Annotated in this window: 14 protein-coding genes and 2 pseudogenes; 5 read left to right on the top strand and 11 right to left on the bottom strand. The window is 29.8% G+C overall.

The features are described from left to right. Positions 1–7 precede the first annotated feature (7 nt). Both ecsB and CD135_RS12020 read right to left on the bottom strand, forming a co-directional pair. Positions 8–1,228, bottom strand: coding sequence for an ABC transporter permease EcsB (gene ecsB / locus CD135_RS12025; protein ID WP_070045635.1), 1,221 nt, complete (start codon positions 1,226–1,228; stop codon positions 8–10). After that, positions 1,221–1,958: an ABC transporter ATP-binding protein gene (locus CD135_RS12020; protein WP_103269535.1), complete on the bottom strand. Its 738-nt coding sequence runs from the start codon at positions 1,956–1,958 to the stop codon at positions 1,221–1,223. Before CD135_RS12020 ends, ecsB begins: the two co-directional genes overlap by 8 nt. Positions 1,959–2,087: 129 nt before the next feature. Between CD135_RS12020 and CD135_RS12015 the strand changes: the two genes are divergently transcribed. The 5 genes from CD135_RS12015 to CD135_RS11995 all read left to right on the top strand — a co-directional run bounded on the left by CD135_RS12015 (position 2,088) and on the right by CD135_RS11995 (position 5,235). Then, positions 2,088–2,510, top strand: a complete 423-nt coding sequence (locus CD135_RS12015) for an HIT family protein (protein ID WP_017001046.1) — start codon at positions 2,088–2,090, stop codon at positions 2,508–2,510. Positions 2,511–2,575: 65 nt separating this feature from the next. Then, positions 2,576–2,953: a YtxH domain-containing protein gene (locus tag CD135_RS12010; RefSeq protein WP_017001045.1), complete on the top strand. Its 378-nt coding sequence runs from the start codon at positions 2,576–2,578 to the stop codon at positions 2,951–2,953. Positions 2,954–3,048: 95 nt separating this feature from the next. Further along, on the top strand, positions 3,049–3,594 hold the full coding sequence (locus tag CD135_RS12005; RefSeq protein ID WP_017001044.1) for an HTH-type transcriptional regulator Hpr: 546 nt from the start codon (positions 3,049–3,051) through the stop codon (positions 3,592–3,594). Positions 3,595–3,630: 36 nt separating this feature from the next. Next, complete coding sequence (locus tag CD135_RS12000) at positions 3,631–4,194, top strand: DUF3267 domain-containing protein (protein WP_017001043.1); 564 nt, start codon at positions 3,631–3,633, stop codon at positions 4,192–4,194. 72 nt (positions 4,195–4,266) lie between these two features. Further along, entirely contained in the window at positions 4,267–5,235 is a 969-nt protein-coding gene (locus CD135_RS11995; protein WP_017001042.1) for a peptidylprolyl isomerase, read from the top strand. A gap of 336 nt (positions 5,236–5,571) precedes the next feature. Here the strand turns inward: CD135_RS11995 and yhaM are convergent, their stop codons facing one another. The 9 genes and pseudogenes from yhaM to CD135_RS11950 form a co-directional block, all read right to left on the bottom strand. Then, positions 5,572–6,513: a 3'-5' exoribonuclease YhaM gene (gene yhaM / locus CD135_RS11990; protein ID WP_103269534.1), complete on the bottom strand. Its 942-nt coding sequence runs from the start codon at positions 6,511–6,513 to the stop codon at positions 5,572–5,574. Beyond that, positions 6,513–9,442, bottom strand: a pseudogene (locus CD135_RS11985) (ATP-binding protein). Before CD135_RS11985 ends, yhaM begins: the two are co-directional and overlap by 1 nt. A 4-nt stretch (positions 9,443–9,446) precedes the next feature. Continuing rightward, on the bottom strand, positions 9,447–10,631 hold the full coding sequence (locus CD135_RS11980; RefSeq protein WP_103269533.1) for a metallophosphoesterase family protein: 1,185 nt from the start codon (positions 10,629–10,631) through the stop codon (positions 9,447–9,449). Between the two features lie 218 nt (positions 10,632–10,849). After that, a complete protein-coding gene (locus tag CD135_RS11975; protein WP_016999944.1) occupies positions 10,850–11,224 on the bottom strand; it encodes a YlbF/YmcA family competence regulator in 375 nt (124 codons plus the stop codon). 74 nt (positions 11,225–11,298) lie between these two features. Continuing rightward, the gene (locus CD135_RS11970) at positions 11,299–12,429 is read right to left on the bottom strand and encodes a DUF445 domain-containing protein (protein WP_103269532.1); all 1,131 of its coding nucleotides are present in this window, start codon (positions 12,427–12,429) and stop codon (positions 11,299–11,301) included. A gap of 64 nt (positions 12,430–12,493) precedes the next feature. Then, positions 12,494–12,953, bottom strand: a pseudogene (gene xdrA, locus CD135_RS11965) (XRE family transcriptional regulator XdrA). 162 nt (positions 12,954–13,115) lie between these two features. Beyond that, positions 13,116–14,393 (bottom strand): dicarboxylate/amino acid:cation symporter, encoded by a 1,278-nt coding sequence (locus tag CD135_RS11960; protein ID WP_064211358.1) that lies wholly within the window; start codon positions 14,391–14,393, stop codon positions 13,116–13,118. Between the two features lie 155 nt (positions 14,394–14,548). Next, on the bottom strand, positions 14,549–15,178 hold the full coding sequence (locus tag CD135_RS11955; RefSeq protein ID WP_016999947.1) for a response regulator: 630 nt from the start codon (positions 15,176–15,178) through the stop codon (positions 14,549–14,551). Positions 15,179–15,199: 21 nt separating this feature from the next. Further along, the gene (locus CD135_RS11950; RefSeq protein WP_103269531.1) at positions 15,200–16,309 is read right to left on the bottom strand and encodes a GAF domain-containing sensor histidine kinase; all 1,110 of its coding nucleotides are present in this window, start codon (positions 16,307–16,309) and stop codon (positions 15,200–15,202) included. Positions 16,310–16,401: the final 92 nt, after the last annotated feature.

Raw genomic sequence — 16,401 nt, 5'->3', positions numbered from 1 at the left:
TCCTTTTTTAATCTCTTAATAGTTCTTGATGTTTTTTTATTTTTTTAATAGAGGAATCGATAGTTAACCAACCTACAATGAAGAATATTATAAAGAAATATGATGTCGTAACAAATTTCACTATATAAATAATTGATAATATAGCACCTAGTACCCACATCATAGATATTAAAAATTGATGATAACCTTTAATGACTTTACCTTCATTTACTGGCCATACTTGTGGCCATAGTCCATACGCTTGTTGTTTATAAAACTGCGATAATTGTAAAATGAGTAAGTACATAATAAGTGCGCCTAATATTGCCGAAATAATAGCCTGATCAATCCACCATATAAGTATTAGTCCTATAATAAGAAATCTCAATACAATAAAGAATGCATCTTTCCCTCTCGCAAAACTTCTTATAAATAGAAATTTGTACATATAATTTTCATTGAACTTCTTAGAAGATGGTATTCTTAAGAATAAATCTAAATACTTTCTTCGAACTGTTCTTTCATTTAATACTTTCACATCTGTGAACATATTTACAAGCTTATAATAATTCATCTTATGATTATACTCAATTGCTATTAATGTTTCCCATTGATAGAAAGTTCCTCTATTAATACTCTCCATTAAAATGACTAATGAAATTAGTACTAATATTGTCGTAATTCCTGAAAATAGCCCTACTTTTAACGTTATAAAATAACCACTGGCATAAACAATGAATAATAATATGTTTGCCCCCCATACTTCAAGACCATACTTTAACCAAAACCATTTAATAATGAGCCCCATTAAAGGATAAATAAAACTTAATACTATAACCGTAATGTATAAATAAAATTTACTCCCTAATAATTCATAAAATAATGGAAACCCTACAATTAATACGATTATAGGTAGAAACAATCTATTGATATAACTATATATTATTGCTTTTTTGATATAAATACTTAAATGTTTTTCAAATGGTAATAAATATAACTTATCCGCTTCTCTGAAAAGTGTTCTAAGTGGAAATATAGAAACAACTGCTAAAATTACGCTTAATATCAACCTATAATTTATATTTTGTGGTATATCTTGTAGCCAATTACTATAACCTAAAGCAAACGCACCAAGCATAATTGTTAAAAATATAAGAAAGTGACCGTTAAATATAAATTTATTATAATTTAACTTCTCAATTAACTCTTCTTTTTGTCTTGTATTAAATAAACTTTTAGCATCATACATATGTCTCACCTTGTGTTAAATGAATATAAATATCATCCAAAGTAGCATTTGTAAGTCCTGTCTTTTCCCTTAATTCATCTAAGTTTCCCATCGCGATGAGTTTACCTTTATGCAATATAATAAAACGATCACAATATCTTTCAGCAGTTGCTAATATGTGAGTAGACATTAACACTGATGCACCTTGATTTCGTCTTTCAACAATAAGATCTAACATAGTTTGAATACCTAGAGGGTCCAGTCCTAAAAATGGTTCGTCGATAATATATTGTGCTGGTTCAACTAAAAATGCACATACAATCATGACCTTTTGTTTCATACCTTTAGAAAAATGTATTGGGAATACTTTCAATTCATTTTCTAGTCTTAATCTTTTTAATAACGGCATCACTCTATCTAGTGCTGTTTTCTTATCAATTCCATATGCCATAGCAGTCATATAAATATGTTCTTCTAATGTTAATTCATCATATAATACTGGACTTTCCGGTATATATGTAAGATTTCTTCTATATGATTCTATATCAGATTTTATATCAATATTATTAACAGACATCTCACCTTGTTGTGGTGTCAATAATCCTAATAAGTGTTTAATAGTAGTACTTTTCCCTGCTCCATTTAAACCGATAAGCCCTACTACTTCATTAGCTTTACATTCGAATGAGATATCATGGATGACAGCTTTCTTGCCATAGCCGCCTGTTAAATTATTCACTTTAATTGCCATGTGAACGCACCTCCAAAATACATTGTAGCATGTTCTTATTGTTTCGTTCATCAAATATTATCTTAATCTAATGAGAAGAAACTTTGAGCATGATATAATAAACATAATATTTACATAGGAGATGATAACATGTCAGAAACAATATTCAGCAAAATAATCGACGGAGAAATTCCTTCATTTAAAATTTATGAAAATGAACACGTGTATGCATTTTTAGATATTTCACAAGTTACTAAAGGTCATACGTTATTAATTCCGAAAAAAGCTTCACCAAATATTTATGAAACAGATGCAGAAACGATGAAACATATTTCTGAGGCGTTACCAATTGTTGCTAATGCCATTAAAAAAGCATTTAATCCTGATGGCTTGAACATTATTCAAAATAACGGTGAGTTTGCTTCACAATCTGTATATCATATACACTTCCACCTTATTCCAAGATATAAAGATGATATCGATGGATTTGGCTACATTTGGGAAACAAATGAAGATAAATTAGACGATGCTAAAAAAGAAGAAATTGCAAAAGCTATCCAATCACAATTTTAATAATTGTGCTTATCTCTTCTTTAAATGGGTAAGTAAATAACTAAGAGTACTAAGGAGGAAAAATTATGAAATTTACAAGATTCGCTTTAGGTGTAGGTGTTGGACTTGCAACTGGTTTTGCAACAGCAATACTTAACACTGATCGTTCAGGTGATGCTTTACGCACAGATTTAAAATCAACTGCTGATGGATCAAAAGTTCAAATAAATGAAATTAAAGATAACGTAGCAGAAATTAAAGAATATGTTTTAAAAACTAAAGATGAAAGTCAAATAGCTATTCAATCATTAAGTGAAGAAATAAAAACGATGATTAGTCAATTTAAGGCTGATATCGATCCGAATATTGATCGCATTCAAAAAAATATTGAAAATATAAGTAATCGTGGTAATGAAATTCAAAAAGAAATTCAAAATACGAAACTACCATTTCTAAAAAAATAGAAAACATGTTAAAATTATTATATTATTAAAGTGTTACATCTTAGCATGATACATAAGTATCATGCTTTTATTTTACAAATAAAGGGGAGATTGTTATGACGAATGAACGGGATATGATAGAGAAAATGTTATTCACTCATAAAGTTTCACAATTATCGAAAGCTTTATGGAAAACAATCGAAAAGGATTGGCAACAATGGATAAAACCTTTTGATTTAAACATCAATGAACATCATATTTTAATTATTATAAGAAGCTTAGATGAAGCAACTATTTCAGAAGTTAGTAAATACGGTGTTATGCACGTTTCTACAGTATTTAATTTTGCTAAAAACTTAGAAAAACGTGGGTATTTAACAATGCCTAAAAGCCAACACGATAAAAGAACTACTTATTTAGAGTTAACTGATAAAGGATTGTCAGTATTACGTAAAACTTATTTTAGTTATTCAAATGACACAAACAGACTATATGATATAGCTACTGATTATGAGAAAGTTATGTTCAATATGCCAGAATTTACCGATGTTAAATATATCGTTGGTCAAATTTATGGTAGTGACTTTATTAAACATATTGAAGATAACCACGAACAACTTAAAAAATATCTACTTGACGAACAATCAGAAGATGATGCATAATATCAAGATAATTATATCTGAGAAGGTGACATACTTATGTTTCTATGTTCTAAATCCATCAATATACAATCTCGGTATGGACTACAGAGAATTGTATTAATTAGTACTTTAGTTTCATTTTTAACATTTATCGTCACTTACGAAATATTCATGTATTTACAAATTCAACCATTAAAGGACGATAAGTTTATTTTATTCTTATTCGTCCTTTGCTTAATTTATCCAATTCATAAATTTTTGCACCTGATTGTACTCATTTATTATCGTAAGTCATTTAAGATGAATAAAACGACTAAAGCAAAACGTGGTCTACCATTATATAATATACGTGTAGATCAACCAGTAAATAAGATTGTATTTTGTTGTGCACTTATATGCCCTATTGTAACCATAACTGCACTTTCTATTTTTCTAATCAATATCATCCCTCAATATGGACATTATATTTTATTTATTATGTCAGTTAATATAGGTATATCTATTATAGATTTACTTTATTTAAAAATTATATTGTTTACTAAAAAAGGGACTTATATAGAAGAAAGAAAGAATGGCATCGAGTTGTTAACAAAACGTTCACTAAATACAGAACATTTATAGGATATTTTTTGTAATCAATTTCCTAAATGTGCTATATTTATCATTGTATTCTTACAAAAGGAGTTCTAATTTATGAAATCAATTAAAAAATTAGTGTTACCCGTAACACTTTCAGCATCAGTTTTAACATTAGGTGCCTGTGGTAATGGTTCAGATAATTCAGGCGAAACTTTAATCGAAACAAAAGCTGGCGATGTATCATCTCAAGACGTATTAGATAAAATGGGTAGCGATGAAGTCGCTCAAAATGCTTTTCAAATTGTTCTTAACAAAGTCTTAAAAGATAAATACGAGGACAAAGTTGACACTAAAAAATTAGATAAACAAGTTGATAAGCAAATTGAACAATATGGTGGCAAGAAGAAATTCGAAGAAGCATTGCAACAAGAGAAACCTGGTGCAACTTTAAAAGACTTCAAGGAATCACAAAAAACTTCTAAATATCAAGAAGAATTTATTAACGATTCTATAAAAGTTTCTGATAAAGAAATTGAAGAAAATGCTAAAAAAGGCTCTCATATATTAATAAAAGTTAAATCTGAAGATTCTAAAGATGGCTTAAGTGATAAAGAAGCTAAGAAAAAAGCAGACGATTTACTTAAAAAAATCAAAGATAACCCAGATGACTTCGATAAAATAGCTAAGGAAGAAACACAAGACGAAGGTACAAAAGATAAAAATGGTTCATTAGGATTTGTACTTAAAGGTCAAATGGATGAAGCATTTGAAAAATCATTATTTAAACTTAAAGACGGAGAAATTTCTGATGTCGTGAAATCTCAATATGGTTACCATATAATTAGAGCTGACAAAGGCGAAGCTAGTAAAAAACAAAAAGAAAGCCTAAAAGAACAATACCGTCAAATGAAAATTCAAAAAGAACCAAAACTTATCATTAATGCATACAAGAAATTATTAGATGAGTACAAAGTAGACTACAAAGATAAAGATATTAAAAAATCAATCGAAGATAATATCTTAAATGCTAAAGCTCTACAACAGCAACAAATGCAAGCTGCACAACAACAAACGGCTCAATAAATAAAACTACTAAATCCGGCTGGGACATAAATACATGTCTCAGCCTTTTTTATTATAATGAGATTTTTATCCCACCCCCATTTTTTATATGAAGTGTCGCTTTATGTTGCACGTGGACCTTCTCTTGCAATATTCCACGTGCTTTACCTCATAAAAAAGAGTCTGAGACATTAATAATTGTCTCAGACTCTTTTTTTTGTATTGGCAGTAGCTGGCTGGTATGAAAATGCGCTTATAACAATCTTTTTTCATACCTAGTCATCCTTGCCGGGGGTGGGACTACGAAATCTTTTTAATAAAATGAGATTTCTGTCCCACTCCCTATTTCTCGTTATATTAATCTAAAGTTTCAGGTTTATAGAACTGTCTATTTTCTAATGCAAAAATACGTTCTGTAAATTGTCCTTTTTCTACTTTTTTAAGATGTTTTTCAAACATCATCATTCTCGCATCTAAATTATCAATGAAGTGAAGAACTTCTGCTTCTTTGACCATTGGCAGTTTAGGCGATCCATATTCTAATTTACCATGATGACTTAAGACAAGATGTCTAAGTAACATAACTTCTTCGCCTTCTATATTATGTTCCTTTGCAACTTGAGATATTTCATCACTAATAATTGAAATATGTCCTAATAAATTACCTTCCACTGTATAAGTTGTAGCTACTGGCCCTGAAAGTTCTTTAACTTTTCCTAAATCATGCAAAATAATGCCACTGTATAATAAACTACGATTTAAAATAGGATATATATCACATAAGGCTTTTGCCTGTCTCAACATCGTTACAACATGATAACTTAGTCCAGATACAAAGTTATGATGGTGTGAGCTCGCTGCTGGGAAAGTGAAGTAATCTTTTTGGTATTTTTTTAGTAAAATACGTGTGATTCTTTGTAATTTAGCATTTTCAATATCTAATACATATGTCATGATTTCATCTGACATTTCTTCAATTGTTAGAGGTGCTGCTTCTAAAAAGTTTTCTAATTTTACATTGTCTTCTTCAGTAGCTACTCTAAACTTATTTACTTTCATTTGTTTACGTCCACGGTAATCTATAACATCACCTTTAACGCGAATAACTGTTTCTGGAACAAGTTGTTTTATGTCTTCATTAGTGACAGTCCACACTTTTGCTTCGATATCTCCGCTTTTATCTTTTAAATAAAGTGTCATATATGGCTTACCTTGTGCTGTTACGCCTTGAGTTGCACGATGTATTAAGAAGTAATGATCAACCGAATCTCCTGGCTTTAGTGTTTCTATCGTTCTCATTAATTCTTGCCTCCTTCTATTTTTGTCAGAGTTATTGTTTGTTTTTGTGGAACAGAATTATCTTTATTACACGTAAAGTATAACACTTGTATATCTTTAGACATTGACATTAAATATTTAATCATTATTTCTTTACGTTGTTTATCAAAATGAACAAATGCATCGTCAACAATAATTGGAAACGGATAATATTTGTGTAACGACTTAATTAAGCTAAATCTTAAAGCAATATACAATAACTCTTTAGTTGATTGGCTTAATTCAGTTGGATGGAATATTTGACCATTCTCATGCCTTACACTCACCGTTTGTTCATCATATATAACTTGATTATATCTACCTTCTGTTAATGTTTTTAAGATATCCGTGGCATCTTTCACTACAAATGGTAAACGTTTATCTTTAATTTGTTTAATATGAGCTTCAACTAAGCTTTGTAAATAACTTAAAGCTGCCCAATCTTTTGCTGTTTCGTTCACTTTTTCTTTTAATAAATGATATTCATGTCTTAAATTAGATAATGTTTCATCTGTTTCCATCTGGTTAATTTTTGCGGTTAAATCACTAATTTCAGCTTGTACTGATAAATATTTATCATTATATTCATCGACTTGATGTTCTAATTGAGTTCTTTCATTTTCTAAATCTGTTTTCGTCATATAACTAAGTTGCGTATTTTTGTCGTAATCATAGTTTTGATTACTTAAATAGTTTGTTAATTGAGAAAATCTATTTAAATTCTCATGGTACGTTACATACTCTTTATGATGACGATAATAAGATTCTTCATCTTGTACATTAATATAATCGAACAGAGTCTGTATAACATTATTATTTTCTTCTAATCTTTCGTTTAAAGCGTTAATTTCATTTGTGAGTAAAGCTTGTTGTTCGATATTTCTCGCTTTAATATTAGATTCTTTTTGTTGTTCGTCTAGAGTTTGTTTGACGTCATGGAATAAAGAGATTTCTTGATAATGAATACCAGCATGACTGACAATACTATCAGCTTCTCTGTAAAATGCATTTATTGTTTCTTCTTTTTCATTTCTTATTTTAGATAGCCTATCTATTTCGATTCTGTTTTGTTTAATTTTCTTAATTGTATTTAGAGCATCATTTAATAACTGAGAAGATAATTGATTTGAAACGTGTAGACTTGATTTTGTTTCCTCAATCGCTCGTTCTTTTTTCGCTATGATATCTTCCACTTTTTCTAATTCTTTAGTTAGTTCTGCTTGCTTTGTAGCAAGTATTTCTTGTGATTGATAATAACGATCTAATTCTTGTCTTATTTTTGTTTGTTCTTCTAAATTAAAGTCCAAACTATAAAACTGTTTAAGCTGAGACACCTTCTCCTCAAGTTCATCAATTTCTCTTGAAAATGCTTCATCATGATCTAACTCTTTTGTTTTAATGAAAAATGATAGTACAAGAAGTAATAAACCAACAACGGCAAATATACCACAAAATACAAATTGAGATATAACAAATGCATATATTGCTATCGCAACAAACAGAATTCCACAAATTACTGAGCCTAAACGATATTGTTTTGTTCTTTTCTCATTTTCTTCTTTTTGCTTTTTAAAACTGTCTTCCATCTTTTGATAGAGTGAACGTTTTTCCCCGAGCTCTAAAGCCTTTTGATTATATACTTTCTTTTGTTCATAATTTTCATCTGAAACTAAGTCATTGTGTAATCTTTCGATGCTATGATTATAACGCTCTTGTTCAATATCTTGTTGGTTCATCGCACGTTTAATTTGTTCACGTTCAGCGATATTTTCATCTTTAATTCTATTTAATTCAGCAATATGTGTTTTCATTGCTTCAGATGTGTCTACAGATAAATATTCTTCATCCCAGCCAATATCTTGACGTAGTAACGTATTATCACGTTCTGTATCTTCAATTTGTTTATTTAACTGCTTTAATTCTTGATGTCTTTCTTTAATATCAGTTTCTCTTTGACGAATGCTATTTAATGCCTTTTCATCACGTTCTGACATCACTTTGACTTGATTTAATGTATGATTTACTTGTGTAAGTTTTTCATTTCGTAAAGTTAAATCTCGCTTAATACTTTCTTTAGCTCTAATAGCGGATTCATAACGCTCTATCCCCTGCTCAGGGAATGTATATGGTTCGATGTTTAATTTTGTTTCTAAATCTTTCCATTCAGCTACATCTTTATGTAAAGATATTTCTTTTTCTTTACTAGATAAACGATTTGTAAGATTACCTAAATTATCTTTTAGTTGGTTTAACCTTCTAGATACTTTATCTTTTTCATCTTGTAACCGTTCATATTCCGCCATTTTCTTTTCTTCGTTTTTAATTTTTATTTCTATATCATTTAACTGTTCAAGTTGAACGTTTAAAATTGGGTTTTTCCCATTTTTCTTATATAATGCATCTTTTTCTAACTGCATTAAATTACTCATACCAGTAAATTCTGTAGAACCTAAAGCACCAGCCTGTAATAAATACATTTGCAATTGATCTTCAGTTAAATTTTTATGAATGTCTTGTAATCCTAAAACATTAAATGAAAAATACCTTGATATGTTTTTTTATTAATGAAATTTAGTTTTTGTTTAAGCCATTCTTCATCTTTAACTTTACCGTTTGGGAGATAAACTTTAACGTCTCCAGTAACACGACCTTTAACGCGTTCAACTTCTACACTTTGACCATCAAAATCTAGTTCTAATTTACCGCCGTATTGATTGCCTAATCGTGGCTCTAGTCTCGGTTCATTTTCTTTCTTTGTTGGAAACCCAAATAGAATAGAATGAATAAATGCTTGTATAGTGGATTTACCGGCTTCATTCTCTCCATAAATCTGCATAAAACTTTGGTCAAATTTAATTTTACGAGACATGAGTTGGCCATAGCCATAAATTTCTAATGATTTTAATTTCATCGCTTTAACCTCTCATTCTTCTTTTTAAAATTTCTTCGCCACGTTCAATGAGTGCTTCTTTATCAATATCACTAAACGGTTCTAGGAAACGATTTGCTTTAGGATTCATATATAAATCGCTCAATGCATCTTCTAATATTTGGTCATCTTCTAAAATATCATCATTAAATTCGTTAGCTAACATCACTTCAGAATCTTGTTCATAAAATACATTTAATTCTTCAATAAAAATAAAATTAGTTTGATTTTCTTCATACTCTTGAATCAATTGAATAACTTGATTAATTTCTTCTTGCTTAAGTACTTCATCATGCTTTACATATACGTCTAATTGGTAGAAGGCTTTCCCTTCAGTTCGCACACTATCTTTGAACTTTTGAATCGCTTCGTACAATGCATGTTTACCTTTAGCTTTTGTTTCAATTATAGCTTTTTCAAAACGTATATATTGTGTCGGTTTAAATCTGGCTTCTAACTTCGCCTCATCACCTTCTACTAATAAATAGCCTTTTTCGCCTTTTTCTTTAAAATGACGTGCTTGAATATTACCTGGATAGTGAATTTGAGATAGTTCACTAATCATTTGGCGCTCGTGTATATGTCCTAAAGCCCAGTAATGATAAAGTTTACTGTTTAAGTCTTCCACATTAAATTCAGTATATCTGCTTTTGACATTCGAAGCTTGAGAATAAGTTCCATGTAGTAATCCAATATGTATACCTTTATTGCCAGTTGATTCAGGGTATTCATCAACTTTATTTTCATAACTTGCATCTTTTTGATAACTAAATCCATGTAAATAAACGACTTGACCATTTTTTGTGATAAGTTGATATGTTGAAACTTTATCACTAAATACCGTAACGTTTTCTGGCCAAACAGTATGAACTGAATCTGATAATGGGTCGTGATTACCATGGATAATATATACAAATATTTGTTCTTGTTCTAGCTTTTTAAATTGTTCTCTCAAGTAAACTTCCGCACGTAAAGTTCTGTTATCTTGATCAAATAAATCACCTGAAATAATAACAAAGTCAACTTGTTCTTTTATTGCATCATCAATAATATTAGTAAAACTATTATAACCACTCTGTTTAACATCGTTTAAAATAGAAGGGCTTAAATAATGTCTAGATTTAAATGGACTATCAAGATGTAAATCTGCACAATGTATAAATTTAATCATTTAACTAACCTCTTTCACTATTAGTTCATTTTCTTAATTATTTTATTCAAGCACAATTCAATAGAATAATCAGATTAATAAGTAGTCTTTTAATGTATTAATTTTACCATATTCAAGGCATATACGATACATGACAAAGCTAATAAACAACGGTTTAAACCTAAAAAAAGTCTTGTTAGATACGACTACGTACCTAACAAGACTTTTGAAATTAAGAATTATTGTTGACCTTCTTGATTATCTTCAAGACTACCATAAATATCTTCTAATGGTTTCATGATAACACGGTTTAAATCTTGAATAAGTTGACTCATAGCTTGTTCAGCTTGCATTAATTCAGAAATTGTTTCGTTTTGCTCAATTTCTTGTGCTGACTTTTGAGCTCTAGCGATATCTACTTCTGAGATTTCTTCGCCTTGCATTTGTTTGTTTTGTAAATCTAGTTGAACTTCACGGAATTCATCGAATAATTTTTTAGTTTCTGGGTCAGCATTTACTTTTTCGTATTGCTCTTTAATTTTGTTATATTCGTTGCTTTCACGTAAAGTTTGTTCTAGTTCATTCGCTTTGTCATAAATATTTACTTCTGCCATAATAAATTCGCTCCTATAATTAAAAAGTGTATTAGAATATCAATTCCAATAATACTGTATCACACTTCGAAAGCTTATACAAAAATAGCGATTATACCTTGGAACAAGCCTATTATGCCACCTAATACAAATCCTAGTAATGTGATTAATTTCAACTCTTTGTTTGAAATTTCTATTACTAACTTTTCAAGATATGACAATTCGAAGCGATCAATTTGTTCTTTAATCAATTCTGCTAATTTCATTCTTTCTAGAATTAAACTAATATTATCTCCAACTTTTTGAATCATATAGTCAATAAATCTTTCTGTACCTTTACCTTCCATATATTCAAATAAACTTGGTACAAGTTCATATAATGGTGTGTTTAAATATTTATGCACATTAACAGATTCAGTTATTTCTTCAGCGATAAGAACTTTTGCCTTATCTTTCCTTCCAAGTGTAACAACTTCATCTAATGATTTTGACATCCACTTTTCATATTGTGTTTGTACTTGTAAATCAATCATATTATGAATTTTTTCTTGCTTAATTACATTTCTCAGTTCTTTTCGAACCTTATATACAATGTCTTCAGTAGTCATAAACATTTGAATCATGCCCACCATTTTTCCTTTTTGTTCGAAAAATTCTTCTACCATTGTATATATATCATTTTTGCCTTTATCAGATGCTAAATAAATATCCATTTCCGATAATATCTCAGGTGTAACACGATTCACTTGTCGACTTAAATCCTCATATATTTCTTCAGGGATTAAACTATGAATTGCATCTTTTTGATGAATTTCATAATATTTATCCACTTTTTGTTCTATTGTATGTTTTAAAGTTTCATTTAATTTTTCTTCCAATGGATAATCAATTCTATTTATAAAATCTTGTGGTGTGTAGTTTTTTTCTTTTAATGTTTTAAATTGAACTTTAATTGTATCTTCAAGAACACTTTTAGTATTAGGGTTAACAAGTTTTTCTTTAAATACTTCCGGAGTCAATAAATGGTTTGTTACCATCTGACCTACTTTTTCCGATAATTCATTTCTTCTTTTTGGAATAAGTCCTGGAGTAAATGGTAGTTTATAACCAAAAATTTTCTTTTCATGGTATGGATGAAATAACATTTTAATAGCGACAAAGTTAGTAAAGCCACCAATAATTGAACCTATTATCATCATTCCTATTATTGTTAATATAATTGTCATATCTGTTCTCCTTTAAAAAAAGCTACTTCTTTAGAATAATCTAAGAAGTAGCTTTTCACAAATATTAAACAAATAATGATTGAGTTTTACGTAAGAAATATGTTTCTGCTTCACGTTTCTTCGCAGTACCAAATATTGGTTGACGTTCGTCATTTAAAACTCTATACAAATCTGTTTTTTTTATTAGATTGTAAAATGTAGCCTGATTTTGCATCAATAGTAGTCCAATAAATATCACTCGTATTATCATGGTTTGGATATGCACAATGATGACGAGAAATAATTTGAATTACCTCTAGAGGGTCACAACCAAATGTTGTGTTTAAAACGTCTGAATCTCTGAATAATGCACAGATAGATACACAAGTTGTCCAGTTTGGTAATACACGTTCTTTTTCTATTTGTACTAAAGTTTTTTTAGATAATCCTACTGTATTCGCCATTGTATCTTGAGTATAACCTGCCTCAATACGAACCATTTTAAATTTTGTTTGAATTATCGTTGTAAAAGTTTGTTTATCCATCAATAACTACCTTTCTATTTAAATTCTATTATTAATTTATTATATTATGTTGCAAAAATACACGATTTTTTCGAGCACAAGTATCATCATAATACATTTTGCATAAAAATAAAAGAGATAAATTGATTTTTTATCAATTTATCTCTTTAATACGTTGAAATGTTAATTTTTCGCCAATTTTGACTTTTCTCTCTCAGAAAGAATTAATGCACATGCTGCATCGCCTGTAATATTTACTGATGTACGTGTCATGTCTAATAATCTATCTATACCGATAATCATACCGATTGCGGCTGGGTTTATACCGATTGATGTTAAAATCATAGCTAACATCACTAATCCCACCCCAGGTACACCAGCTGTACCAATAGATGCTATAACAGCTATTATAACTACAGTAACCATTTGCATTACTGTCAAGTCTATTCCAGATACTTGAGCAATGAATATTGTAGCTACACCTTGCATTATGGCTGTCCCATCCATGTTGATTGTTGCACCAAGTGGTTGAACAAATGAACTAACTTCCTTTCTAACTCCCATATCTTTTGTACATTCTAGAGAGATAGGCAACGTTGCATTTGAACTAGATGAACTAAATCCTACAGCAATTGCTGGTAAGAACTTTTTAAAGAACCATAAAGGATTTTTTCCTGCTAAGAATTTGACTGCTCCACCATAAACAACAAAGAAATGGATGAATAAAGCCAACAATACAATGACGAAGTACATACCTAGTTGCTTGATAGCTCCAAAACCGGCATTCGTGAATGCCGTTGCAACTAGGCCAAATGTACCTATTGGAGCAAATACATTCATAATCATTGTAACGATATACATGAGTATATCATTGGTCTGTTCGAGAAAAGTCCTGACGACTTCAATTTTATTACCTAATGCTATCATTCCTATACCAATGAAAATCGCAAATGTGATAATTGGTAACATATCTTGTTCAACCATAGACTGCATTGGATTTTTAGGGAATAAATTAATGAGCGTTTGATCGAATGTTTGATTTTCTGGTGCTTCAGCATCCCCAGATTTAGCTTTCTGTTCAGCTCCATATTTCTTAACTTCGTCACTATTTAATAAGTCTCCTTGGCCAGCACCTGGTTTAAATACAAGTGCTAAAGCCATTGCGATAATTATTGCAATAGCTGTTGTTGTTAAGAAAAAGATAACGGTCTTTAAACCAATACCACCAAGCAGCTTAGGATCACCGACACCTACAACACCTAATACGATAGAAACAAACACTACTGGTACTACTAACATGAATATTAGATTCAGAAATATTTGCCCTAGTACATTAAATACATACTGATTAGTATTTTGAACAAAACTATTACCTTCGAAAATATTAAATATAGATCCCACTGCTATACCTAATATTAACGCTATAACAATCTTTAAAGTTAAATTCTTTTTTACTTTCATATTTATACTACCCCCAATTGTTAGCGTAAAATAATTTCTCCATGTTATCATTATATAGTAAGCGCTTTCTTTTTGTAAGACTTATTTAAAATTTTATACAAAAAAATGAGTTAATATCAAAATTTTGATATTAACTCATTGAAATAATCAAGTATTTAATTGATTAATTGGTGTTCCATAGCGTAAACAGCAGCTTGAGTTCTATCTGAAACTTTAAGCTTATTTAATATATGGCTAACATGGGTTTTTATCGTTTTTTCAGATACAAAAAGTGTTTCTGCTATTTCTTTATTAGTTTTCCCTTTTACCATCTCTTTTAGTACTTCTATTTCCCTCTTTGATAATTTATTAGCTCTGTGTGGTTTTTGTTCACTTTCAGAGATAACAGATTGAACTTTAGGGTGAATTTTTCGTTCACCTTTTAATACGTCTCTTATTGTTTGTATCAGTGCTTCTGGTTCTACATCTTTTATTTCATATCCATCCGCTCCTTTATCAAGCGCGGATATGACATGTTCTTCATCAAGAAAGCTCGTTAAAACTAATACTTTTACGTTTGGATATTTTTTCTTTAGAATACCAGTTATTTCAATACCGTTCATCTCAGGCATTACTAAATCTAGCAATATGATATCTGGTTGTTCATTTTCTTCTAAATAATCTAACAATAATTTTCCAGTTGGAAAATCTGCTACGATATTAAAATCTTTTACTGTATCAATCAAAAATCTTAACCCTTGTCTTACTATATGGTGGTCATCCACTAATATTACTTGATAATTCATTTTTACAACCCCTAATCACATTTAAAGTGGTATTGTTAATTCTATTTTGGTACCTTTATTTGTACTAGAACTGACTTCTATATGTCCTTTCATAACTTGTGCACGCTGTTTCATATTTCTTAAACCATTAGAAACTGTTTTTTCTGTTTTACTACTTTCAAATCCTATGCCTTCATCTATAATAACCACTTTAAATTGTAATTTGTTTTGTTCCATATAAATGTTGGCATGATGTGTTCCAGAGTGTTTCTTAATATTATTTAATGATTCTTGAATAATGCGATAAACATTCTCTTCTATTGTATTCGGTAAGTCAATTAAACCTTCAACTTCAAATTCAGATTCAACGTGAATAAATTGACTGTATTGTTTAATTGCAGAAATAAGACCGTTTTCTAGACCAACAGGTTTTAATTGCCAAATTAAAGCCCTCATTTCATTTACCGCACTTTGACTTGTTTCTTCAATTGTTTGGAATGCTTTTCTAGCCTCTTCGTGATCTGTGATACCTTTAGCAGCATGAGCTGTAATCTTTAAAGAAAATAACATTTGATTTACTGAGTCATGTAAGTCTCTCGCTAATCTGTTTCTTTCATTTATTCTTGCAGCTTCTTTTTCTTGATCTGTTAATATAATCCTTTTGATTGCTGAACCTATTTGAAAAGCTACTGATTCTAATAATTCTAAGTCTTCTTCAGAATATCTTTTTGTTTCTGGCGTAGCAATGTTTAATAAGCCAAATTGTTCATTTCCTGATCTTAAAGGCACTGTAGCGTGATGAGTAATACCATCTGTTTTATCATGATGTTCTCTAGTTGCCTTAACAATTCTAGAACAATTAATAATATTAGAGGCTTTTGTTAATTTTTTATTATGATAAGCTGTGACACACCAACACGTACCTTCAGTCATATATTGACAATCATTATGTGTTAAAGCAGGCGGTAATGCTTCTTCTGCAACTAATTCATGACGTCCTTCTTCATCAATGAAAAAAATCCACCCTGTATGAAAATTACTTCCATTCACTAATTTTTTAAGAGCACCATGCATCATACTATACATTTCTGTTTCTTCATTTAAAAACTCTGCAATTTCTTTCAATAAACTTGTACGTGTCGGTTTCTCCATTTACATCACCTTTATCATCATTGGTTATACACCTATTATACATACCATCTCTTTATCATTTAAATGTTTAAATTAAGCGGTAAAGATACTTC

It is taken from the genome of Mammaliicoccus lentus, assembly GCF_002902755.1.
Lineage (GTDB): Bacteria > Bacillota > Bacilli > Staphylococcales > Staphylococcaceae > Mammaliicoccus > Mammaliicoccus lentus.
Note: the sequence above shows the minus strand (reverse complement) of the source record. Positions and strands in the feature narration are given on the sequence as shown.